The 21,625-nt window shown below is 39.0% G+C and carries 23 protein-coding genes; 11 read left to right on the top strand and 12 right to left on the bottom strand.

Going from position 1 to position 21,625, the window contains the following annotated elements; all coding sequences use genetic code 11:
* Positions 1–129 precede the first annotated feature (129 nt).
* Positions 130–2,355: a S9 family peptidase gene (locus QL998_RS01220; protein WP_290191991.1), complete on the bottom strand. Its 2,226-nt coding sequence runs from the start codon at positions 2,353–2,355 to the stop codon at positions 130–132.
* 111 nt (positions 2,356–2,466) lie between these two features.
* Between QL998_RS01220 and QL998_RS01215 the strand changes: the two genes are divergently transcribed.
* Together QL998_RS01215 and QL998_RS01210 are read left to right on the top strand one after the other, a co-directional pair.
* Positions 2,467–2,865, top strand: a complete 399-nt coding sequence (locus tag QL998_RS01215) for an HIT domain-containing protein (protein WP_024604352.1) — start codon at positions 2,467–2,469, stop codon at positions 2,863–2,865.
* A gap of 203 nt (positions 2,866–3,068) precedes the next feature.
* On the top strand, positions 3,069–3,410 hold the full coding sequence (locus tag QL998_RS01210) for a hypothetical protein (protein WP_290191990.1): 342 nt from the start codon (positions 3,069–3,071) through the stop codon (positions 3,408–3,410).
* 247 nt (positions 3,411–3,657) lie between these two features.
* On the opposite strand, the gene QL998_RS01205 is transcribed toward QL998_RS01210, so the two are convergent.
* On the bottom strand, positions 3,658–5,358 hold the full coding sequence (locus QL998_RS01205) for a Zn-dependent hydrolase (protein WP_290191989.1): 1,701 nt from the start codon (positions 5,356–5,358) through the stop codon (positions 3,658–3,660).
* Between the two features lie 294 nt (positions 5,359–5,652).
* Here QL998_RS01205 and QL998_RS01200 point away from each other — a divergent pair, with 294 nt between their 5' ends.
* Positions 5,653–6,492, top strand: a complete 840-nt coding sequence (locus QL998_RS01200) for an HDOD domain-containing protein (RefSeq protein ID WP_024604355.1) — start codon at positions 5,653–5,655, stop codon at positions 6,490–6,492.
* Between the two features lie 54 nt (positions 6,493–6,546).
* Here the strand turns inward: QL998_RS01200 and QL998_RS01195 are convergent, their stop codons facing one another.
* Positions 6,547–7,224: a FlgO family outer membrane protein gene (locus QL998_RS01195; RefSeq protein ID WP_024604356.1), complete on the bottom strand. Its 678-nt coding sequence runs from the start codon at positions 7,222–7,224 to the stop codon at positions 6,547–6,549.
* A gap of 103 nt (positions 7,225–7,327) precedes the next feature.
* A complete protein-coding gene (locus QL998_RS01190; RefSeq protein ID WP_290191988.1) occupies positions 7,328–9,004 on the bottom strand; it encodes an amidohydrolase family protein in 1,677 nt (558 codons plus the stop codon).
* A 172-nt stretch (positions 9,005–9,176) separates the two neighbouring features.
* Between QL998_RS01190 and QL998_RS01185 the strand changes: the two genes are divergently transcribed.
* Together QL998_RS01185 and QL998_RS01180 are read left to right on the top strand one after the other, a co-directional pair.
* On the top strand, positions 9,177–9,698 hold the full coding sequence (locus tag QL998_RS01185; RefSeq protein ID WP_290191987.1) for an energy transducer TonB: 522 nt from the start codon (positions 9,177–9,179) through the stop codon (positions 9,696–9,698).
* Between the two features lie 180 nt (positions 9,699–9,878).
* Positions 9,879–10,208, top strand: coding sequence for an energy transducer TonB (locus QL998_RS01180; RefSeq protein WP_290191986.1), 330 nt, complete (start codon positions 9,879–9,881; stop codon positions 10,206–10,208).
* A 180-nt stretch (positions 10,209–10,388) separates the two neighbouring features.
* Here QL998_RS01180 and QL998_RS01175 read toward each other — a convergent pair whose 3' ends face one another.
* The 4 genes from QL998_RS01175 to QL998_RS01160 all read right to left on the bottom strand — a co-directional run bounded on the left by QL998_RS01175 (position 10,389) and on the right by QL998_RS01160 (position 11,543).
* Complete coding sequence (locus QL998_RS01175; RefSeq protein ID WP_290191985.1) at positions 10,389–10,625, bottom strand: EF-hand domain-containing protein; 237 nt, start codon at positions 10,623–10,625, stop codon at positions 10,389–10,391.
* A gap of 9 nt (positions 10,626–10,634) precedes the next feature.
* Positions 10,635–10,871: a calcium dependent protein gene (locus tag QL998_RS01170; protein ID WP_024598658.1), complete on the bottom strand. Its 237-nt coding sequence runs from the start codon at positions 10,869–10,871 to the stop codon at positions 10,635–10,637.
* Positions 10,872–11,057: 186 nt separating this feature from the next.
* Positions 11,058–11,285, bottom strand: coding sequence for a hypothetical protein (locus tag QL998_RS01165; RefSeq protein WP_024597597.1), 228 nt, complete (start codon positions 11,283–11,285; stop codon positions 11,058–11,060).
* Positions 11,286–11,309: 24 nt separating this feature from the next.
* On the bottom strand, positions 11,310–11,543 hold the full coding sequence (locus QL998_RS01160) for an EF-hand domain-containing protein (protein ID WP_002961641.1): 234 nt from the start codon (positions 11,541–11,543) through the stop codon (positions 11,310–11,312).
* Positions 11,544–11,873: 330 nt separating this feature from the next.
* Between QL998_RS01160 and QL998_RS01155 the strand changes: the two genes are divergently transcribed.
* The 4 genes from QL998_RS01155 to QL998_RS01140 are packed head-to-tail and all read left to right on the top strand — an operon-like array spanning position 11,874 to position 15,739.
* The gene (locus QL998_RS01155; RefSeq protein WP_290191984.1) at positions 11,874–13,331 is read left to right on the top strand and encodes a HAMP domain-containing sensor histidine kinase; all 1,458 of its coding nucleotides are present in this window, start codon (positions 11,874–11,876) and stop codon (positions 13,329–13,331) included.
* 1 nt (position 13,332) lies between these two features.
* The gene (locus QL998_RS01150) at positions 13,333–13,878 is read left to right on the top strand and encodes a hypothetical protein (protein ID WP_024598655.1); all 546 of its coding nucleotides are present in this window, start codon (positions 13,333–13,335) and stop codon (positions 13,876–13,878) included.
* 2 nt (positions 13,879–13,880) lie between these two features.
* The gene (locus QL998_RS01145; RefSeq protein ID WP_290191983.1) at positions 13,881–15,230 is read left to right on the top strand and encodes a sigma 54-interacting transcriptional regulator; all 1,350 of its coding nucleotides are present in this window, start codon (positions 13,881–13,883) and stop codon (positions 15,228–15,230) included.
* 8 nt (positions 15,231–15,238) lie between these two features.
* Positions 15,239–15,739 carry a DUF1543 domain-containing protein gene (locus tag QL998_RS01140; protein ID WP_076923624.1) on the top strand — a complete coding sequence of 167 codons (501 nt, stop codon included), beginning with the start codon at positions 15,239–15,241 and terminating at the stop codon, positions 15,737–15,739.
* An 18-nt stretch (positions 15,740–15,757) separates the two neighbouring features.
* Here QL998_RS01140 and QL998_RS01135 read toward each other — a convergent pair whose 3' ends face one another.
* Positions 15,758–15,985 carry a hypothetical protein gene (locus QL998_RS01135; protein WP_024598652.1) on the bottom strand — a complete coding sequence of 76 codons (228 nt, stop codon included), beginning with the start codon at positions 15,983–15,985 and terminating at the stop codon, positions 15,758–15,760.
* A 132-nt stretch (positions 15,986–16,117) separates the two neighbouring features.
* Here QL998_RS01135 and QL998_RS01130 point away from each other — a divergent pair, with 132 nt between their 5' ends.
* Positions 16,118–17,368 carry a multifunctional CCA addition/repair protein gene (locus QL998_RS01130; RefSeq protein ID WP_290191982.1) on the top strand — a complete coding sequence of 417 codons (1,251 nt, stop codon included), beginning with the start codon at positions 16,118–16,120 and terminating at the stop codon, positions 17,366–17,368.
* A 5-nt stretch (positions 17,369–17,373) separates the two neighbouring features.
* Here the strand turns inward: QL998_RS01130 and QL998_RS01125 are convergent, their stop codons facing one another.
* The 3 genes from QL998_RS01125 to pdsR all read right to left on the bottom strand — a co-directional run bounded on the left by QL998_RS01125 (position 17,374) and on the right by pdsR (position 20,647).
* Positions 17,374–17,538 carry a hypothetical protein gene (locus tag QL998_RS01125; protein WP_182196201.1) on the bottom strand — a complete coding sequence of 55 codons (165 nt, stop codon included), beginning with the start codon at positions 17,536–17,538 and terminating at the stop codon, positions 17,374–17,376.
* A gap of 281 nt (positions 17,539–17,819) precedes the next feature.
* Positions 17,820–19,958, bottom strand: coding sequence for a proteobacterial dedicated sortase system histidine kinase (pdsS, locus tag QL998_RS01120; RefSeq protein ID WP_182196198.1), 2,139 nt, complete (start codon positions 19,956–19,958; stop codon positions 17,820–17,822).
* Positions 19,958–20,647, bottom strand: coding sequence for a proteobacterial dedicated sortase system response regulator (pdsR, locus tag QL998_RS01115; protein ID WP_290191981.1), 690 nt, complete (start codon positions 20,645–20,647; stop codon positions 19,958–19,960). The genes pdsS and pdsR overlap by 1 nt, the downstream gene beginning before the upstream one ends.
* A gap of 204 nt (positions 20,648–20,851) precedes the next feature.
* Between pdsR and pdsO the strand changes: the two genes are divergently transcribed.
* The gene (pdsO, locus tag QL998_RS01110) at positions 20,852–21,583 is read left to right on the top strand and encodes a sortase-associated OmpA-like protein PdsO (RefSeq protein ID WP_290191980.1); all 732 of its coding nucleotides are present in this window, start codon (positions 20,852–20,854) and stop codon (positions 21,581–21,583) included.
* The last annotated feature ends 42 nt before the right edge of the window (positions 21,584–21,625 follow it).

The following is a 21,625-nucleotide window of genomic DNA, read 5'->3' as shown; positions in this document are numbered from 1 at the left end:
AAAAGTGTGCGCTTTAGCGCATAGGATAAGCGTAGCTAAAAAGAAAGTTTAATCTAGGTCCGACGAGTAATAATGCAAAAAAAAGGCTGATTTATCAATCAGCCTTTGTCTATTTTTAAAATAGTTTAATTATTTAACATCAAAATGACGATTAAAAAAGTTTGTAATTGTTTGATGTAAGTGTGTTTGCACCTGTTTACCACGTAGGCTGTGCTTAGAGCCTGGGTAGGTCATCATTTCAAACTGTTTTTCGTTATCTTGTAGTTGCTTAAATAATTTAGTTGAATGCGTAAACAACACGTTGTCATCAGCCATTCCATGATAAATCATTAATGGGCCTTTTAAGCCATCAGCATATGGAAATACTGCGCTGTCTTCATACCCTTTAGCATTCGTATCAGGGTGACCTAAATAACGTTCTGTGTAATGCGTATCGTATAGAGCCCAATCGGTTACAGGAGCACCCGATACGCCGGCTTGAAAGTAATCGCCTGCTTTAAACATAGTCATAAGCGCCATGTAGCCGCCGTAGCTGTGGCCATAAACACCGATGCGTTGTGGGTCTACGTAATCAAGTGTACGTAAAAACTCTACGCCTTTAATTTGATCGGCAACTTCAACCACGCCTAGGTTTTTATAAATAGCATCTTCAAACTTTTTACCACGGTTGTACGAACCACGGTTATCTAGTTGAAAAATGACGTAACCTTGTTGTGCCATGTACTGAAAGTACAAGTTTTTACTGCGCCAGCTATTCGTCACTCGTTGAGCATGCGGGCCGCCGTATACGTTAACAATAACAGGGTGCTTTTTGCCATCAGTAATGTTGCTAGGCTTAAATAAACGGTAATGCATAACTTGGCCATCTTCGGCTTTAATTGTGCCGTATTCTGGTTTTGTTAAGTCGCTTAAATAAGGAGTAAGCGGATGGTTACTATCAAGCTTATTTTCTTCAAGCCATGTAATAAATTCGCCGTTTACTTTACGAAGCGCTGCTGAGTTTGGTTTATTATCAGACGAGCTATTATCGATAAAGGTTTTGCTGTCTTTTGCTAGCACAACATTATGGTACTGACCTTTTTCGGTGATACGTTTGGCGTCGCCTTTTTTAAATAAAGGCGCGCTGTATAAATGGCTTTCAAGCGGTGTATCTTTTCGACCGGCAAAGTAAACAATACCTTTTTTCTCATCAATACCTTTTAAGCTATCAACAGCCCAATCACCAGAGGTGATTTGACGTACAAGTTGACCGTTTGTGCGATACAGATATAAGTGTTTAAAACCGTCGCGCTCAGATGCCCATACAAAATGTTTTTTGTCTTTTAAAAACTCAAGATCAAAATGTAAGTTAATCCACGTTTCGCTGTTTTCGGTTAATGCTACTTTTTGGACTTTAGTTTCGCTGTTATAAAAACGAAGCTCTAATTTATGTTGCGAGCGATTTTGCCATTGGTAAGAAAGTGTATTGCCGTCTTTTAGCCACTTAGCACGCGCGATATAAATGTCTTCATCTTTACCTAAATCAATCCAATCTACTTTTTGATCATTTAGCTTAACCACACCGAGTTGAATTTTTACGTTATCAGTACCTGTAAACGGGTAGCGTTGGTTAAATAATTTAACTTCATCAGCGTAAATTTCGTTACGGATAGCTTCTTTTACTGGAGTTTCGTCAACGCGGGTATAAGCAATTTTAGTTTCATCACCTGACCACCAGTAACCCGTCATGCGGCTCATCTCTTCTTGAGCAACAAACTCAGCCATACCATTTTTAATTACGCCACCGCCATCTTTACTAAGCTGAATTTCTTTTCCTGAATCAAGCTCTAAAGCATAAAGATTTTGTTCACGAATGAATGATACATAATTACCTTTAGGTGAAAAGCGTGCATCGGTTTCAAATGTTTCAGTATTGGTTAGCTTTTTACTTTTACCTGAGGCTAAATCGTAATAGTAAAGGTCGCCGTTAAGTGGGAATAAAAGTGCTTTACCGTCTTTCGACCATTTGTACTCAAGTATGCCTTTACCAAAAATACGTTGGCGTTCGCGGCGGGCTTTTTCTTCATCTGATAGGTTTTCTGGGCCTGAAAATAATTTTGCCGAATCAACTAGCACACGATTGGTGTTATCTTTTAAATTATATTCCCATAAATCGTAGCGGTTGTAGTCATCGCTTTTACCTTGCAGGTAAGTTACACGGCTGCCGTCAGGCGAAAATTTAAGTTGTACAGGTGATTTACCTGAAAGGCTCGGATCGTCAAAAATACGCTCCAACGATAAAGGTTTTGCTTGAACACTAATAGCGCCAACCATTAATGGTAGGGCTAGTGAGAGGTGTTTTATTTTTTTTAGCACAAGGTTGCCTTAGCTTATTATAAATATTGCTTTGATGGTAAAGCCAAGCGTGTGCAACTGCAACTAAATGCTATAAAGTGGCGATTATTAAAGACAAAGTAGGACATAACAATGACGAACCTTAAATTTGAACTTGCACCAGAGCTTAAACGCGACTGTATAGAACTTGCCGATTGGCCGCTGTGTAAAGTACTTTTATTAAACGATAGTCAGTATCCGTGGTTTGTATTAGTGCCAAGGCAGGTTAACTTAAGAGAAATAATTGATTTATCTGAGGATGATCAAATAGTTTATTTAAAAGAGTCAGCCAAGTTAAGTAAGTTATTAATGGATGTGTTTAGTCCGGATAAGTTAAACGTAGCGGCTTTAGGTAATATGGTACCACAATTACATATTCATCATATTGCGCGCTTTACGAGTGATGCTGCTTGGCCTGCGCCAATTTGGGGTAAATTTCCTGCAGTCCCTTATAGTGATGAGCAAATAGTAAAATTAAAAACCCATTTTTAATAGCTATTCGGGTTTATTTATCTTTCGGGGTTAAATTTTTAGTAGCCTGTTTAGTTTTTAGGTAAGGCCGAGTTTATGCTTATATTGTGCGTCTGCTTCGCATAAATAGGCGATAACGTAGTATAAATGCCAAATATACGCTGCCCTAGGTAGAAAAAATTTTTATACTGAAGGTCAACAGACTCTAATCAATAAGGAATAAAATGAAACTAATCAATCAACTTTGTACGGGTTTATTTATTGTCGCATTATCAGGTGGGCACTTTGCTGTTGCAGCTGAGCGGGCAGTTAACACTGAAATTATTAAAAAGACAGATATAGAAAATTTAGTTGAACATAGTAATCATGTTTACTCGGGCGCACAGCCCAATGCTGAGCAGATCAAGTTATTATCACAAGCGGGTGTAAGGCATGTCATAAACCTGCGCGCTTTCAGTGAACAAACGTGGGATGAAGGTGAGTTTGTGCGATCTTTAGGGATGAGCTATCACGCATTACCTATTGCAGGTGCGAAGGATGTTACTGTTGAAAATGCGCGTAATTAAACAAACTTACTTAATGAGTTTGAGGGAGAATCGATTTTAGTGCATTGTGCAAGTAGCAATCGAGTTGGAGCGTTGATTGCAATTTCTGCACATGTGCAGGGTCTTGATTTAGAGGCCGCGCTTGATAAAGGAAAACGCTGGGGTATGAAAAGTCTAGAGCCTGTAGTGCGTGAAGTGGTAAACGATAAATAATAAAAAAGCGCTGCAATTATAAACTACAGCGCCCTTAAATTATCACCGTGCTAGGTTATTTTAAACCTAGTACTTCTTTACCTTGTTTAAACGTTACATCTACAGGGATATTTGCTTTACTTAGTTTTTCTAAGTCTTTAGCTAGTTCTTCTTTAATATCGCCATGCGTTGCGATTAGTTGATCTACTTTTTCGTAATCGCCATCACCTTGTAAGGTTAAAATTAAGCGAGATAGGTCTGCAATAGCAGTGCTCATTTTTTCCATGTTTATACTATATAAGCCCGCTTCATTTTTAGAAAACGCGCCTTCTTGTGCAAAAAAGTTAAAGCGGATCATATTCGCTTGACCATGCGCACTTGATGCACCAAAACGTACTGAGCGGAATATGCCAGCCATAAACGTCGTGTAGTAATCTTCAAGCGTACCTTCAGTAATTTCGCCTTTTTTAAGCAATTGCTCAACCATGTACAAACCTAAAATATCGGCTTTACCTTCTTCAAGTGCACTCGCGTGCTCTTGTAATGATTGACGAACAGTTCCTTTACCAGTGATTGTATTTTTAATACCTAAACCGTGAGCGACTTCATGGAACATCGTATTGGCAAAAAAGGCATCAAAAGTAATGTGTTTACGCTGCTCAGGTACAATTAACTGCTCTGAAATTGGCACTAAAATTTTATCAAACTTAGCGCGCATCGCATTTTTAAGTTGCAGACGACGTGTGCCTTTTTCTAACTGTACTTGCTCATCGTTTGGTAAGTTAATTGCAATTGTTTTGCTGCCAGCGTTTGAATGCCCTGCGTAGTAAACAACATCATAGGCATTTAGATCGGCGTCAGAGCCTGGTACTTCTTGTTTGTACTTGGCATCAACAGGTAAGTCTTTTTGAAGTTCAGGTAAAAATGCTGCAAATTTAGCTAAACGTTCGCTCCATTTTAAATCTTTAATAAGTACGTAAGATTCATAAGCAGCACGGTAACCAAATAATTGGTCTTCATAAGTTTCAATTGGGCCAATAACCACATCTACGGGGTTGTTTTTCATGTCCATCCAAGCAAAGTCAGAAACTTGGAAGTCATCTTTTTGTAGAGCGTCAGCACGCAGGTTTAGGTAATTAGCAAACTCTTTATCATCAGCAAGTTTACTTGCTTCGCGTAAAAGGTCAGCGGCTTGTGCAAGCTCAGCAGCATACTCTTTTGAATATGGCACGCTATAAAGCTTACCTTGCTCATCACGCTTAATTACAGAGTAAAGCCCTGTTTTGTCTTCAACGTCTGCGTTTTTTAACTCTTCTTTGGTTATATCTGCAGGGTAAAACTGTGCGCCAAGAGGCTTTTCTTTATAGCTAGATAAAAACGCTTCATCGCCATTTAAACGATCCCATGGACCGTAGTTAATATCGGCAAATTTACGTACTTTTTCGTCACCTAACTTTGTTAAAAAAGCATCTTTATTCTCACCAAAAGATTGCTTCCAAAATAATTCGTCCATTATTTTTGAGGCATCAATAAGCTTTCCAACCATCGCTCTTTGGTTGTCGCTCAAGTGTGATAAATCACTTTTCAAGCTAAAGTCGGTGTAAATATCTAAACGTTGTTTATCTGCATTAATAAGCTTAGGACCTGATTGTGCACTGCTTTTTTGAGCAAGCTCTACGGCTGTGTTGTCGGTAGAAGACGGTGCTTGTTCAGAACATGCACTAAGAAAAACAACACCAGAGAGCATAATTGCTTGGCTAATTTTATTTAAGATCATTATATTGCCTGTTAAAAAGTAAGTTTAATAATTGTACTGTTTTAGTTAAAAGGCTAAATACGTACAAACGCTTCCTTATTGTGAGTGCATTAAAGCAAAACTAAATGGTAAATAGCAAGTATTTGGCGTTGTAAGGCAAGCATGAGCGGTAAAACATTATAAATAAAATAAACTTCTATAATTTTCTTAACTTTATCGGTAAGTTAGACAATACTAATTATATTACTAATACAAAAATTAACTGCCTGAGTTCGCAGTTACTTTACAGGCTGAACACAAAAGGACGGCAGCTTTATGTCTACAGAAAACGCTTTATTAACGATTCTAGTCGATAGAATAAATAACGATACGTTGGTTTTACCAACGCTACCTGAAGTAGCGATTAAGGTTCGCCAAGCTGCAGATAACCCTGATGTTAATTTAATGCAAATGTCAGATGTAATCTCACAAGATCCAGCGCTTTCAGCTCGTATGATAAAAGTAGCTAATAGTGCAATTATGGGACGCTCTGTAAAAGTATCTAATTTACAACAAGCGGTGACTCGCATTGGGTTGCGCCAAATTAAAAATATTGCAACGGCTATGGCGATGGAGCAATTATTTGTATCAAACAATGAGCTGATTAAAGGCTACATGGGTAAGGCTTGGCAAAAAACATTAACCGTTGCTAGCCATTCAATAACACTCATGGAGTTTTACTTAAAAAACAATAAACACACTTCATTAAATCGTGATTCAATTACATTAGCAGCACTTGTTTATAATATTGGTGTATTACCAATTTTAACTGAAGCTGAGCGCCACCCTGAAGTGTTTGCTAATCCAAGCTTTTTAGCTCACGCAATTCAAAAACTGAGTGGAAAAATTGGCTCATCCATCATGCAAGCGTGGGAGTTTCCTAAAGAGTTTGTTGATGTAGCTCTAAGCTGGGCAGATCCAAGTTACAAACCTGATAAAGTTAGTTACGTCGACTTTATTCGAGTAGGCGCTATTTTAGAGGGGACGTTACAGGTTTCTGATAAGTCTGCAGCGCTGCAAACATATATAGATAAAGGTGTAATACCATCTATGCAATTATTCACAAGTGATGAATACAACGATATGCTAACTGATGTGAAAAACATGTTTAGCTAAACATTTTTTATTACACAAACAAAAAGGGTTAACTTGCGTTAACCCTTTTTGTTTTTATTGAATGGCGTCTAATACTATCCCATCGGTTCTACGAGTTGGGTATAGCGATTCAACTACAAAGCTTGGTATAAAGCCTTTAGCTGATGACACCACTACTTTAGATTTAGCACCAATAATACGTGCATTAACAATAACGCCACGATTAGTGTACGTAAGTGTGCCAGTTAAAGTGTATTCAATATGTGGATAGCCTTTAATGTCTTTACCATTTCGGCTAAACGAAAAATCACCCAAAGGCGTCACGTGCACTGTACCTGTATGTTTGTAATCAACAACAGACAAACCAAACTCTTGTAATTCAGTAATAAAGCTTTCAGCTAAATGATTACCAAAAATATTAGTGGTTTGCAGGTTATCGTCTAAATTTACAAACGAAGTGATAGCGATAGGCGTACTACTATTTATGTAATTCATATTTTCAATCAGCTTCATTGCTAATTGCTCTGTATAATTACTTAGTAACTTACTGCTGTTAATTGGGCGGTAATTATTTTCAGGAAATTGCCAGTTACTCACGCGAGGCTGATTATTCTCAGCATAGCGATTATGGGCGTTATTATAGCCAATATTGTTATGTGGTGCATGTCCATTATAAACAGGGTGAGTAGAACAAGCGGATAGTGATAGTGTAAAAAGTGCCGATAAAGTAAGAGATATCTTTTTTGATAACATGTTTTCTTCCTGAAACATAAGGGAATTTTATAAATACCCCTCTTTATCGACACACTTTTTGATTACTTTAACTAAATTTAATAATTACTTTGTTTATTTTTGATTATGGTGTTTTTTTAATCTCTTCTTTTTTATAGCGAAGTTTACCTGCAACCCAGGTTTGTAGTACGTTCGTCTTGTATATCTCGTCAACAGGTACTTTAAAGTAGTCTTTATCAAGTAAAATAAAGTCTGCCCATTTACCTTTTTCTAAACTACCCACCTTAAATTCTTGATGGGCTGAATAAGCGCCACCGAGAGTAAATGCACGTAATGCATCTTCGCGGCTTAGTACTTCACTTGCGCGCCAGCCGTTTTCAGGTAGTTTGTTATGATCCATGCGTGTAATGGCTGAATACAAACCATCAAATGGATTTGCAAGCTCTACAGGGTAATCAGAGCCTGCTGCAACCACCGATCCTTGCTTTAAAAATGTTTGCCAAGCATAGGCACCGCTTAATTGTTTTTCAGTTAAGCGTTGCTCTGCCATATGCATATCAGAAGTGGCATGTACTGGCTGCATTGAAGGGATTATTTTTAACGCTTTAAAGCGAGGGATATCCTCAGGCGTTACAATTTGTGCGTGCTCTATTCGGTTACGTAGTAATATACCGCCCGTTTTTTTAAACACATTTTGATAAGCATCAAGTACTACTTTATTTGCTTTATCGCCAATTGCGTGGGTATTTGCGCTAAAGCCGCTTTTAAAGCTTTGTGTAAAGAGCGCTTCGAGTTTTTCTTGTGTTTCAAGCATTAAACCATGGTGACCAGGTCTGTCTGCGTATTCTTCAATCAGAGCGGCTCCGCGAGAGCCAAGTGCGCCATCGGCGTAAACTTTAACACTGCGAATTTCCATAAAGTCATTTTTGTCGTGGTATCGGCCTGCCTTTAACATTGCGCCTAAATCAGGGCTTGCACCACTTAACATTGCCACAATACGTAGCGGTAAATTACCAAGGTCGCCGCGCTCTTTGTAAACCTCCCATGTGGCTTTATCAATACCTGCATCGTGAGTAGAGGTAATGCCTAAACTTAATAAATGCTTACCTGCTGCATCTAGTGAGTCACTTATATCTTGCTTTGAAGGGGCTGGCATATGCTGGGTAATTAGCGATTCTGCTTTATCTACAAAAATACCTGTAGGATTGCCAAATTCGTCTTTAATTATTTCACCGCCTTCAGGCGCTTTTGTTTGGGCGTTAATCCCAGCAAGTTCGAGCGCTTTTGAATTAACCCAAATGGCGTGACTATCAACCCGCGAAAGAACCACAGGTCGATCGCTAACAACTTTGTCTAAATCTTTAGCTGTAGGAAAGCGTGTATCAGCCCAAAGCTCTTGGTTCCAACCTCGCCCTATAATCCAACCTTGTTTGTTATCGGCAAATACTTTTAGTTTATTCGTTACTTCATCAACCGATTTTGCACCGCGTACGTCAAGTTGCGATAAATTATCTCCTAGGCCAATAACGTGCCCATGAGCATCAATTAAGCCAGGTAATAAGGTATTACCGTGCGCGTCAATTAGCTTAGCATCTGGGTAGCTATCTTTAAGTGTTTCGCTACCGAGCTTAACTACCTTGCCATTTTTAATAACGAGGGTAGAAAACTGCTGTACTTCACCTTTGTATAAAGGGGTATAACCATTGGCGTTATAAATTACTTTTGTTTGTGCGAGAGTGTAACTAGAACTAGCGCAAAGGCTGGCTAGTATGAGTGGTTTGATTATTTTTTTGAGTGGCATAGTTACTTAATTTTTATTGTTAATTTACTTACATTAACAAACTTGATTTTATAATACCAATGAATTGATAGACCTCATTTTAATGTTTTTCTTTATATTAACTGTTTACAAAATAGGTAATTAATGTGATTGTTTAGTATGCAAAACAATCAATAAAGCATAAGGAAACGCTATGAAAGCCCTTTATTTATTTCTACCATTAACTTCATTACTTGCGGCATGTGGATCGACACCTACTGCAGATAATAGTGTAGAAAAGCTAAACCATACTGATGTATCAAATACTGAAATACGCGATTATATAGATTTATCAAGTGTTGAGCTGCGCGACAGGGTGAAAGACTATTGGAATATTTCCACAAGAACAGAACCACGATATCCAATAGCTGCTGCAAAAAAAGGTCTTGCTGGTTGTGTAGAACTCATGACTATTATTAATTCTGAGGGTAAGGCGCAAGGATATAAAGTAATTTCTTCATACCCTAAGGGGTTATTTGATGAAGCCGCAGCGCAATTTTTAAATACATGGGCCTGGCTACCTACTAACGTAAATGTAGCTAAACAACCTGTACTTACTCATATCAGAATTGATTTCATGATTGATTCAATACCAGTAGGTAAAAAATATTTAAAAAATTGTCCGGCTGGCGAAACATTTCAAGTAACAGGTGAAATTAAAAAAACCTCCTACTGATGAAACATTTCAAGTAACGGGAAAGATTATAAGGTTTGAACAAAGTACTTATTTACCTCACTCTAAAGTTACTTTAAGTGTGTGTAACGTTTTAGATCGAACCTTTATAAAATCTGATGGGTATGAGTTTAATACGGATATTACAAATAACTAAATAAGCATCAAGAATAAGGAAATATTGTGAAAGCCCTCTATTTATTACTCCCGTTGAGCATGATGCTAACAGCCTGTGGCTCAACGTCTGATCAACAAGTAAACGATGAAATGCCGAGTTTTATTGATTTATCGAGTCCTGAACTGCGAAGTAAGGCAGGTGAATATTGGGATGTTGCTAAAAGAGTAGAGCCGCGATATCCGATAGAAGCTGCAAAGAAAAGTATTTCAGGTTGTGTTGAGCTTGCTATGTTAATTAATTCACAAGGTGAAGCCCAAGGGTATAAGGTTATTGCATCCTACCCTGAGGGTGTGTTTGATAATAATGCAGCTGCTGCTGTGGGTTTATGGCGCTGAAAAGCGACAACTGAAAATACGAGTAAGCAACCTATTCTAACTTATCTCAAAATGGACTTTATGGTGAGCCCAAAACCTACTGATGAAGAGTATTTGGCGCATTGTTCTAAAAATAAAACCTGAACGTAATTAATAGATATAAATATAATAAGCTAGGTGTTTTTTTACCTAGCTATAAAACTACTTACTTGCATATAAGCCATATTCATTTAATGCTAATTTACCGTCTTTGTCACTGTCGTAGCTTGAAAATCGTGACCACAAAGCCGGGTCTATAGCGGTTTCTGAACGTGATAAAAAACCGTCTTTATCCCTATCTAGCTTTTTAAATTGCTTTGCAATGTCGTTACTTGCGGCAAAACTAAATGCGCTAAAAATACTAAACGCCAGCAGCGTTATATAGCTAATACTTTTCATACAAATCACTTAGTAAAGGTTGTTAGTTAGATAACTTTTAAATTCGACTAGCGAAATTTGGTTATCTTGGTTTTTGTCCCATTTTACAAAGGTGTTTAAAAGTTGTGGTTGGGGATCAAGTTCGTCGTGTGTTAAATAGCCACTTTTGTCGCTATCTAAGTGATCAAAGCGTTGCTTTACATCAAGTGCCGCGGCATCAAAGCTTAATAGCATTAAAATGCTTATAACAAGGGGAAGTATCTTCATGGTGTTCCTTCCAAAAGATGTAATTAAAGTTTGTGGCTAAAATAAAGTGAAAAGGAAAAAGCACTTGCCGTAATTTAACTCCCAACATTAAATCCTTTTACACACTCCCTCAGGGATTATGGCAAATGCTTTTAATTCCAGTTTACCTATAACAAGCTTAAGTAAAGCTTAATCAGTAATTACTCATTAAGGTTTAAAGCTTTCAAATTCTTTTTTTGAGACTTTTTCATCACCGTCTTCATCTAAGTCGGCAAATTGTCTCATTACTTCCTTATCTTCCTTTGCTTCTGCAATTGATATTTGTCCGTCCATGTCTTTATCTAAGTGGGCAAAACGCACATTTGTTGGCGATGCAATTACAGTGGCACTAATTGCTAAAAACATTAATGAAAAAGCGGCTATAAGTTGTTTCATAATCACGTTCCTTATTAAATGAGTTTATTGAATAAATTTTTTGAATTCATCTAGCGACAATTGCCCATCTTGATTAGTATCAATTTGAGAAAAATTCTCGTGTAACACAGCATCTTCACCTGCTTCGGCTTCACTTAATGTGCCGTTACTGTCTTTATCAAGTTCGTTAAAAGTCGCGTGAACGTCCATTGCGTGTGCATTAGCGCCTAAAAAGCCTAAAGCCAGTAATGATGAAATTACTAAAATGCGTTTGTTCATAATTATTTCCTTATTGATTAAAGTTATTACACCTGTTACAAAAATGGTGCCAATAATAATTATTGATATTTTTCAATTGGTTATTATTTTTTCTTTAAGCCAGTGAGAAGTTTTTACTGGGTTTATTGTAATTTTTGTGCGCCTTTTGCAACATTATTTAATGGGGTTAAAAGGGAGTTTATTAAAATCAACGAGTTACGTTGTCTCTATTTGGCGACACATTGTTTTATAGTGCTGGCTGTTAATCGTATTAAATATAATTGCTGGTTCAGCTAGTGTATAAGGTAAGCACTTAATAATAGAGCGCTTAACTTAAAAGGACTAAACGAAATGCCAGCAACCATAGCTAAAAAATACCAAGCAATGCTTAACTGGCGGCCTAATTTAATTGGGCAATTTGCAATGAGTATGCTGCTTTCGCTACTTCCGCTTTCTATAGTGGTGATCGTATTTTTAAATTCGCTTAATAAGCAATTAGCGGTTACTCAAAGTATTGTGAGTAACAACTACCAAGTTACTAAATCGTTTAACACTTTAAAGCAAGAACTCAACAGTCTTGAACGCGCCACTAGGCAAAACTGGGTATTAAAAAGTGAATCGCTAGATAAGCTTATTGTCGATAAATGGCAATCATCCCTACAAAGCATTGATGAACTCAAATTTGTAAACACGAATAAAGAGTATATCAACCAATGGCAACGCTTATATACCACCTTACAAACCGCGCATGTAAAACTCGTTGAGCAAAAACAACAACAAGCTGAGCTATTTGTGCCAGTGAGCGATTTAATTGCTGAACTTACTTTATGGTTACGTGATAAAAACGAAGCGCAAATTACCAATAACCAAAATGAGCTTACAAGCCTGCAAGCGTCATTTATAAACTGGTTGGTGGCACTTATTCCACTGACTTTAATTGTTGGGGGAGGCTTTTTATGGCGTATAAGTGGGCGACTAAAAGGATTAACTACGGTTATTGATAAGCTTGGGCAGGGGCATTGGCAGCAAAAAATATCTGTGAAAGGTTCAGCTGAGCTTGTTGAGCTAGGAGAAAAGCTCCAATGGGTGCAAGAGCAGCTTCATATGCTTGAGCAGCAAAAAGATACTTTTTTACGCCATGTAACTCATGAGCTAAAAACGCCGCTTGCTTCAATGGTTGAAGGCACTGATTTATTAACTGATGAAATAGTAGGTCCAATTACTGCTGAGCAAAAAGCAGTGCTTGAGCTCATTAGTCAATCTATGGTGCGCCTTCGCACAATGATTGACAGTTTATTGAGCTATAATGCTATTCGCAGCAGTAAAGATAGCTTAAGCGAAGTTGAATTTAGTCTTCTTATTAATAAAATTAATAGCCATTTTGAGCATCGCTTAACTGCGCGTCAGCAAGCTCTGCAGTGGCAAAATACTTTACCTAACAAACCGCTTGCTTTACCTAGTGAGCTTATTGAGATGATTTTAATTCAGCTTATTTCAAATGGCTTAAAATTTTCAGACGATAAGCAAAGCGTTACTATTAATTTAGCGCTTGAGCAAAACCAGCTTTGTATCGTTGTACTTGATAAAGGCTGCGGTATTAAAGAGCAAGAAAAAACTCAAATTTTCAGCGCATTTTATCAAGGTAAACACAGTAAAAATGTTACGCTGCAAGGCAGTGGGCTGGGCTTAACTATTGTAAAAGAGTCTGTTGAACAGCTAAGAGGTACACTTACTGTTGAACATAATGAGCCACATGGTTGCCGGTTTTCAATTAAAATTCCCATAACAAAAAATCTAGGAGTTAATTAACATGCGCTTGCGTTTAATCGCTATTTTATGTGTGCTCAGTAGCAGCATGGTTATATCTGGTTGTGAAATTAATAATGGGCAAGAAGAGCGTGTGTCAATTACACCTGCACCTGTGGTCGATACTAAAATAAAAAACGACAAAAACAGCAAACCAAGCCCAAAACCCAGACCAAAAATAGAACCTAGCTACCCTCCAGCAGAGCAAGTTATTGCATGGCACGCTAATCAGTGTGGCGGATTTAAATTGGTGCCAAAAAAAGATATTTTTACAGGCGAAAACGATCTTAAACGCTTTTTTAAATTTATGTGCTTAAACATAAATGATGATCCAAATACGGTAATGACTAAGTTGCTAAAACTCGATCTTGCTTACTTTTGGCCAGATGATATAAAGCAATATTTATGGCTTCAAAAGCAACAAGTGACTATGCAAATAAATGCTAAAAAAGAGCAACAAGCACTTAACAATAAAATGCAAGAAACCCTCTCATCGTTAGCAACAATTGAGCAGCAGCTTTTACTACGAGAAGAAACTAAGGAGCAGTAACTATGGCAGCAACTAAAGTGCAAGGTGCAAAAGTATTACTCGTTGACGACGACGCTAGCTTATTAAAACTGCTCGCTATTCGTATCGAATCAAAAGGGTACGAAGTAACGACCTGTGAAAGCGGCTTAACCGCACTACAAATACTTAAAAGCCAAGTGTTTGACGCCGTAATAACCGACTTGCGTATGGATGAAATGGATGGCATGGCGCTGCATCGTCAGTTGCAAAGCCGCTACCCTGCATTACCTGTCATTATGATGACAGCGCACGGTTCAATTCCTGATGCAGTAGAGGCAACTAAGCAGGGCATTTTTGCATTTATAACTAAACCTGTAGATAAAGATGAGCTATTTGACAGCCTTGCTAAAGCGATAGAAATTCACGGTGTTAACGCTGATGAAGCCGCACCTAAAAGTAATATAGTTACGCGTAGCGGCACAATGCTTCACTTGCTTGAGCAAGTAAAACTACTTGGGCCAACACAAGTTAATGTATTGATTTCGGGGGCTAGTGGTACAGGTAAAGAGCTACTCGCACAGGCGATTCATCAACATAGCCATGTAAGTAACGGACCTTTTGTTGCAATTAACTGCGGCGCTGTACCAGGGGAGCTTTTAGAGTCCGAATTATTTGGTCATAAAAAAGGCTCTTTTACAGGCGCAATTAAAGATCACCAAGGGTTGTTTCAACAAGCTGAGGGCGGCACGTTATTTTTAGACGAGATAGGTGATATGCCACTTAACTTGCAGGTTAAGTTACTGCGCGTATTACAAGAAAAAACAATTCGCCCGGTGGGCTTTCAAGAAGAAATAGCAATTGATGTACGCATAGTGTCGGCTACACATAAAAATCTTCCTGAAGCTATTTTAAACCAACACTTTAGAGAAGATTTATACTACCGTTTAAACGTAGTTAATTTAAAATTACCGCCACTGTGTGAGCGCCGCGAAGATATAAGCTTATTAGTACAGCACTTTAGTGCAAGCATTGCTAAGCGCATGAAGCAAACTGAAAAACACTTTGCAAGCGATGCTATGCATGCGCTTGTGCGTTACGACTGGCCAGGTAATATCCGCCAACTACAAAACGTAGTAGAGCAGGTTGTAGCATTAACGCCAAGCGATGTTATTTCAGAGCACTTAGTGTTAGCAGCGCTAAATAGTAACGAAACAAATGTAGAACCATTATCACTAAACGACGCTAAAAAAGAGTTTGAGCGCGACTATGTAATTAACACTTTAAAAATGGCAGGTGGTAACGTAGCCGAAGGCGCTAAGCTTGCTAAACGTAACCGCTCAGATTTTTATAAGTTGATTAAAAAGCATAATATTGATGTTGATAATTTAGGTTAAGGAAAAGCATGCAGTTATTTATGGTTTATTTAGGTGGCCGGATTCGAGGTTGCCACATTGAAATGCATGATATTCGTTTTGTTGTAGGGGAGAATATAGAGCAAACCTACTCAAAGTTAAAAAGCCAGTGGGTAGGCGACAGAAGTAGTGTTCACATGGATAGTTACATGGCAATTAATCATATTGATGGCTTTAAAGTAGAAGTAGTCGATAGCTATGTGGAGCAAAATAAACAACTCTATTTTGTAAATTTAGGCGCTTACAGAAGTGATTCTATGGCTGAGCAACACGACTTTGCGTTGTATGTTGCAAGTAGTAGCCATGAAGCTAAAGAGCGTGCTAAAAACGATTTACTTGCAGGCCTTAGCCATATTCATAAAGATGATTTACATGACGTAGACGATTGCTTTGCCATTGATTTACTCGATAGCCAGCTAAACATTAAACTCACGCCCAGCGGTATATCGCAGCCGATAAAGCCAGACTGGTTTGGCTACCACGTACTTTAAATCAGCCAAAAAGCAGGATTAAGAGTCCTGCTCGTTTTGTTCATCCTTTTCGCTTTTAGCCGCCATTTTAAACGCCACAATAACCAATCCAAACATAGCAAACGGCAGTGCTGCTAACATGTATTCAACCATATTACTGTCTTGAAAATTTGCTTGTAGTAAAAAGTGACCCGCCACACACATTAAAATAACCATTAATAAAATGGGTAGTAACATAAGTTCTTTTTTTGATGAATGGTTTTTCATTAATTGTGAGGCTATAGCTGAAAATAATGCGCCATTGTAATGAGCTTACTTGAGCTTGGCAAACACCGCAGAATTTTTTAATTAATGTTATGATTAACATCAAACAATTTTATTAATGTTTATGGGAATAAAGTGAAAAGTAACTTAAAACAAGTTTACCTCGTTGGTGGGGCAGTTCGCGACAAGCTGCTAAATATAAAATCAAAAGATAACGATTATGTAGTGATTGGTGAAACGCCAGAAACAATGCAGTCGCTAGGTTTTGTACCAATAGGTAGCGATTTTCCGGTTTACTTACACCCAAAAACAAAAGAAGAATATGCACTTGGGCGTACAGAGCGTAAAAGCGGCAAAGGCTATACTGGCTTTGTGGTTGATGCCAGCCCAACGGTAACGCTCGAAGAAGATTTAGCAAGACGCGATTTAACCATAAATTCAATGGCGCTTGATGAACACGGTAATATTATTGACCCGTTTAATGGCCAAGCTGACTTACAAAATAAAACACTGCGCCACACCACTGAGGCATTTGTAGAAGACCCTGTTCGAGTACTGCGTATTGCCCGTTTTTTAGCGCGCTATGGCAGTGATTGGCGTATTCACCCAAGTACGTATGCATTAATGCGCGAGCTTAAAAATAAAGGTGAGCTAAATCATTTAGTACCTGAGCGCGTGTGGCTTGAAACTGAAAAAGCACTGGGTGAAAAGCACCCTGAGCTTTATTTTGAAGCACTGCAAGGCTTAGGTATTTTTCCAGAACTTGAGCGCATGGTTAACGTACCGCAACCGGCAAACCATCATCCTGAAGGTGATGTATTTGTACATACTATGCTGGTACTTAGGCGTGCAGCCGATTTAAATTTTAATTTAGAAACACGTTTTGCTGCACTAACCCATGATTTTGGAAAAGCGCTTAGTTTTAAAAAATATGGAAACCTACGTGGGCACGAACGCGAAGGTGTTGCAGTTATTGAGGCGTTTTGTGAGCGCTTAAAAGTGCCTAACCGTTTTCGCGATGTTGGTGTACTCACCAGTGATAATCACACCCTTTGCCACACGATTGACCAGTTAAGGCCGCAAACCATTCACAAGCTAATAGTGACTAACTTAAATGCGTTGGTACACCCAGAACGTTTTATGGCGTTTACCCAAGCATGCCAATGCGATGCACAAGGGCGTGGTGAAACACTTGTTGATAAGCCATACCCGCAAGCAGCTAAACTGCGAGCAATTCATACTGAACTGCAAAAAATGGATAAGAAACAAGTAGTGCAAAATGCACTTAAAAATGGCAAAAAAGGCCCTGAAATAGGCGAAGAAGTAAAACTTGCAGAAATAAACTGCATTAAAGCATTTTTAGAACATGAGAAGCCCCAAGCGTAATAAAATTAGACTAAGTAGTGCGATACGCCTTGGTTTTTAGTCGCGTCGTGCTTTCTTAGCTCTTTGTAATTGGTGTTTTTTGGTTTTACCTCTTCAGACTTGGGTTTTTTAGAGGGCCTGTATAAGTCAAAAATAAAGTCTAGTTCTTCACGCTCTAGTGATGGTTTCATGAGTATTCCTTCAATTTAATACTTTAATATGATGTAGGGTATGGTCATTCGACTGAATTAAAAGTGAATAGTTACATTTGAAGTTGTACTAAATTGTAACTGGCAGGTTTTGAGGGGTGAGAGGGGTTTATTTGTTAATTTATATGGAGTTAAGGTAAATTAAAGTAACTATTTTTAACTAAAAATATACAGCTGAATTTAATTTATTGCGTAATTACTATTTGCATATAATGCTGTAGCTATAAATATAACGGTACAAATATAATGGTAAAAATACAGCCTTAGCCAGTAACTAACGGCAGCGTTACGGTAAATACGACACCATCACCTTGCTCGTTATTTTGCGCTGTTACACTGCCTTTATGGTAGTCGCACACCAGCCTTACAATATAAAGACCTAACCCCAAATGTGGCTGTTGCTGCATTTGCTGACTACGTACCGACACCATAGAGTCAAAAATATGTTCAGTTAATCCTTCGGGTAACGCGGGCCCTGTGTTACTCACTGTTAATATTGCTTTATTTTCGCTCTGCTTAAGGCCTACATTAATAGCCGTATTGGCTTCACTAAACTCCAGCGCGTTATTAATAAGCTTATCAAGTAGCTGAGCTATAAACTCCGGTGCACCTTGCATAGGTAATTTGTTTTGGCATACATCAAGCGTAAATAGCTGGTGTGGGTAAGTAAGCTGATAGCCCTGCATGCAGCCATTTATTACTTTTTGTAAATCAAAAGGCTCAGGTTCGTTGCTTTGAATACTTTGTTCAAGGCGGGTGGCTTCGCTCATGGTGGTTATTATTTTACCTAAGCGTTCAACTCCTTCGCTGGCGCGATCGAGATATTTTTGGCTCAGCTCGTTTTGCGGCAAGCTTTGTAAGTTCTCGAGTGACGAGCGTACTACGGCAACCGGCGTGCGCAGCTCGTGTGATAATCGCGACGACATATTTTCTAAGTAATCGGTATAGCCACCAAGTCGACTAACAATGTTTGAAAAACTACGAGACAGATCGCCAATTTCATCGTTAGCATCGCTGTAATTAATACTGCCGGTAACACGCCCTTGTGCATCAATTGCTTGTTCAGCAGTATCGCGCAGTCGCCTAATTCGGTTCGATATACGCGAGGCAAAAAAGAACAAGGTGACAGTACCAATTAGCATTACGGCTAAAATAACGTTGAACAGTTTTTCGAGCGATTTATTACGTAGCGTACGTACGCCGTTAGTGGTTTCCTCTGCTATTACTGCACCAATTACTTGGTCTTGGATCCAAATAGGGTAAGCGGCCGATAAAATAACAGCTTTGCTGTCGGGAGTTAAGCGCCAAGACGATGCTGGTTGCCCTTTTAATGCTTTAGCTAAATGTGTGCCCTGCATAGAAGCTACATCGTGCAGGGTATCTAAAAACTCATTTTCGGGGCGCGTTAATATTTTATAGTAAATTGGGTGCAAGTAATTTTGCTCAAAGCGCTGCCACCAAGTTTTAGGTGCTTGGTTAGCAAGCCCATCAGCCCATACGCCATCTGCATTTTGAATAGTACCCGATTGTGCAAGTACGCGATGATGGTTATCAACTACCCAAATGCGGCTACCACTGTGGCCCATGCCTTTTAAAATACGGCTAATTTCTGGGGAAGGTACGAGTACCGAGCCTAAATCGTTTGGGTTATTTAAGTTTGAGGTCGACATTATTTTAGGCTCTAACAACGCCTCTTTATTATCAACATCAACAATGGCAAAGCCAAGTTTGTTGCCCAGCATGTTAATAGGAAAACGCAGCTCTACGTTATAACCAGATTCGGTACTTTCAAAATAGCCCTGGATTTTAGTAAAAGGGGCTTTGGTTTTTGCATCAAACGCATTAACCCAGCCGTTTTGGCGTGGCGCAATAATGTAAGTATTAAACTGGCCGTCAGGCGTTTTTAGGCCAATTTGTAAATAATCGTTATTAGTAATGCTTAAGCTATTTTTAGCGCGATAAATAAGGGTATTGTCGGTGACTTTAAATGCGGCGTATAAGTAGTTATCAAACTTTCCCACCATATGATCAAACGATAAGTCACTGGCTTGATGTTTGTTATCTGTTTTTTGTAAGTAGCGCTTGTCGTAATGCCAAAATAGCGGTTGGTAGTTGTCCCAATCGTTAAGTTTACCGTCGAGCTGAATAGGATTTTTAAGATTATAAGCGTATAAATCGCGGCCTTTTACTACTTGGTCTAAAAAGTTGGTTTGCTCGTCAAATAATGCGGGGCGCTCATGTAGTGCAGTAGCAAGTGCGCGAGTAGTGCCTACGAGGGTTTTTTCTTGGCCTTGGCGTAAAAACTTTTCCATTTCCCATACGTACTCGTAGCCAAGCCACGGCAGCAAAAACAAAAAACATGAAAGTAATATAAATTTACTGCGCAGACCAAATCGTAGCATTAGTGTTGTTCCCACCGATAGCCCATGCCATACACGGTATCTATGCAATCAAAGGCGCTGTCGAGTGCTATAAACTTTTTACGGATACGTTTTACGTGTGAAGTAATGGTGCTGTCGTCTACATAAATTTTAGCATCGCTCATTAATTCGTTACGGCTTTTAACATGGCCTGGTCGCTGGGCGAGTGAATGCAGCATCCAAAATTCGGTTACGGTTAAATCAACTAATTGTTGTTGCCAAAATACCTGCATACGTTGTGTGTCGAGCGTTAATTGCCCGCGTGTTATGAGTGCGTTTGCATCAGCGGGTTGCTCAAGTGCTTCCATTCGGCGAAACAGCGCACCAATACGTGCAGCCAAGTGAGCCAAGCTTATGTCTTTTGTTAGGTAGTCGTCGGCGCCCATGCGCAGGCCGCATACGGTATCTATTTCGCTATCGCGGGCGGTTAAAAAAATAATAGGCAGTGTTTTAGAAAGCGATCGCAATGTTTGGCACAGTAAAAAACCACCATCTATTTCATGGCCTAGGCCAATATCAACAATGGCTAAATCGGGCAGGGCATTTTTAAATTCAGCTTCTGCGCAAGCGCGATCGGCAAAGCCACTTACTTGGTAGCCCTGTCCGCTCAGCATTTCTATGTAGTTTTCGCGGATTGCGGGTTCATCTTCAACGATGGCTATTTTTTTCATCTTAATCATTATCCTATCGGCTCTGCTGTGCACTATATCGAAGTTTTTAAGCTAAGTACGCTTAAAAAGGCAATTGCCATTTTTTTGCCACAATTGCTCAGCAGTTTGCCATTTTTGATCCCCTTTATTGCCACTTGAGCTTGTTTTAATACACCCATCAAAACAAAACATCACAAATTAAAAAGTAAGTTTAAGGATTAAATCATGAAGAAGACATTAATTGCGTTAACACTCGTTGCTAGTTTTTGTACTCCAGCAATTGCCTCAACATCTAACACGCCATCAAAAGAAGCCCATAAAGAAACGGCTATTGGGCTAGGTGCAGGCGCTATTATTGGCGGCGTAGTGGGCGGGCCAATTGGTGCGTTTATTGGGGCATTTGCCGGTGGTTTAATAGGTGATTCAAAAGTAGCTGATAACAAAATTGCAGAGCAAGAGCGTGCCATTACGGTCATGAAAGAAAAAACCAGCGATTACCAACACGTGCTTAACCACAACAATATGTTAGAGCAGCAGTTAGAAGTACTTGCCAATCAAAATGAGCAGTTAACTCAAGTTCAAATTAATAACTTATTAGCCATGACGGTGCAATTTAAAACAGGCTCAAGCGTTATTGCCCCGCATTTTGCACTGCAGCTAGACCAACTAGTTACCTTGTTAAACAACCAACCACAACTCGCACTTGATTTAAGTGGCTTTGCCGATCAACGCGGCGATGAGCAAGCTAACCTTTTACTTTCTAAAGCGCGTGTAAATGCCGTGCAAAGCTATTTAATAAAACACGGTGTGAGCCACAAACGCTTAAGTACGCAGGCATTTGGCGAGCAGCAAACATTGGCTAACAGCAACACGGTGGAAGATAACTTTTTTGATAGACGCGTAACGCTTACCACTCGCTCAATGAATAGTGTAAATGGCCAAACGGCGAGTAACTAAACCTAACTGAATCTAAGTAAAGCTAAGCGTTCGATGGAGTGA

The organism is Pseudoalteromonas sp. APC 3691 (assembly GCF_030408135.1).
Classification (GTDB): Bacteria; Pseudomonadota; Gammaproteobacteria; order Enterobacterales; family Alteromonadaceae; genus Pseudoalteromonas.
The sequence above is the reverse complement of the archived record's forward strand: the minus strand, read 5'-3'. Positions and strand labels throughout refer to the sequence as shown.

Bases quoted from the DNA above. Each gene is read 5' to 3' on its own strand.
- QL998_RS01215 (WP_024604352.1), top strand. From the start codon at position 2,467: ATGACGAACCTTAAATTTGAACTTGCACCAGAGCTTAAACGCGACTGT.
- QL998_RS01210 (WP_290191990.1), top strand. From the start codon at position 3,069: ATGAAACTAATCAATCAACTTTGTACGGGTTTATTTATTGTCGCATTA.
- QL998_RS01205 (WP_290191989.1), bottom strand. From the start codon at position 5,358: ATGATCTTAAATAAAATTAGCCAAGCAATTATGCTCTCTGGTGTTGTT.
- QL998_RS01200 (WP_024604355.1), top strand. From the start codon at position 5,653: ATGTCTACAGAAAACGCTTTATTAACGATTCTAGTCGATAGAATAAAT.
- QL998_RS01195 (WP_024604356.1), bottom strand. From the start codon at position 7,224: ATGTTATCAAAAAAGATATCTCTTACTTTATCGGCACTTTTTACACTA.
- QL998_RS01190 (WP_290191988.1), bottom strand. From the start codon at position 9,004: ATGCCACTCAAAAAAATAATCAAACCACTCATACTAGCCAGCCTTTGC.
- QL998_RS01185 (WP_290191987.1), top strand. From the start codon at position 9,177: ATGAAAGCCCTTTATTTATTTCTACCATTAACTTCATTACTTGCGGCA.
- QL998_RS01175 (WP_290191985.1), bottom strand. From the start codon at position 10,625: ATGAAAAGTATTAGCTATATAACGCTGCTGGCGTTTAGTATTTTTAGC.
- QL998_RS01170 (WP_024598658.1), bottom strand. From the start codon at position 10,871: ATGAAGATACTTCCCCTTGTTATAAGCATTTTAATGCTATTAAGCTTT.
- QL998_RS01165 (WP_024597597.1), bottom strand. From the start codon at position 11,285: ATGAAACAACTTATAGCCGCTTTTTCATTAATGTTTTTAGCAATTAGT.
- QL998_RS01160 (WP_002961641.1), bottom strand. From the start codon at position 11,543: ATGAACAAACGCATTTTAGTAATTTCATCATTACTGGCTTTAGGCTTT.
- QL998_RS01155 (WP_290191984.1), top strand. From the start codon at position 11,874: ATGCCAGCAACCATAGCTAAAAAATACCAAGCAATGCTTAACTGGCGG.
- QL998_RS01150 (WP_024598655.1), top strand. From the start codon at position 13,333: ATGCGCTTGCGTTTAATCGCTATTTTATGTGTGCTCAGTAGCAGCATG.
- QL998_RS01145 (WP_290191983.1), top strand. From the start codon at position 13,881: ATGGCAGCAACTAAAGTGCAAGGTGCAAAAGTATTACTCGTTGACGAC.
- QL998_RS01140 (WP_076923624.1), top strand. From the start codon at position 15,239: ATGCAGTTATTTATGGTTTATTTAGGTGGCCGGATTCGAGGTTGCCAC.
- QL998_RS01135 (WP_024598652.1), bottom strand. From the start codon at position 15,985: ATGAAAAACCATTCATCAAAAAAAGAACTTATGTTACTACCCATTTTA.
- QL998_RS01125 (WP_182196201.1), bottom strand. From the start codon at position 17,538: ATGAAACCATCACTAGAGCGTGAAGAACTAGACTTTATTTTTGACTTA.
- pdsS (WP_182196198.1), bottom strand. From the start codon at position 19,958: ATGCTACGATTTGGTCTGCGCAGTAAATTTATATTACTTTCATGTTTT.
- pdsR (WP_290191981.1), bottom strand. From the start codon at position 20,647: ATGAAAAAAATAGCCATCGTTGAAGATGAACCCGCAATCCGCGAAAAC.
- pdsO (WP_290191980.1), top strand. From the start codon at position 20,852: ATGAAGAAGACATTAATTGCGTTAACACTCGTTGCTAGTTTTTGTACT.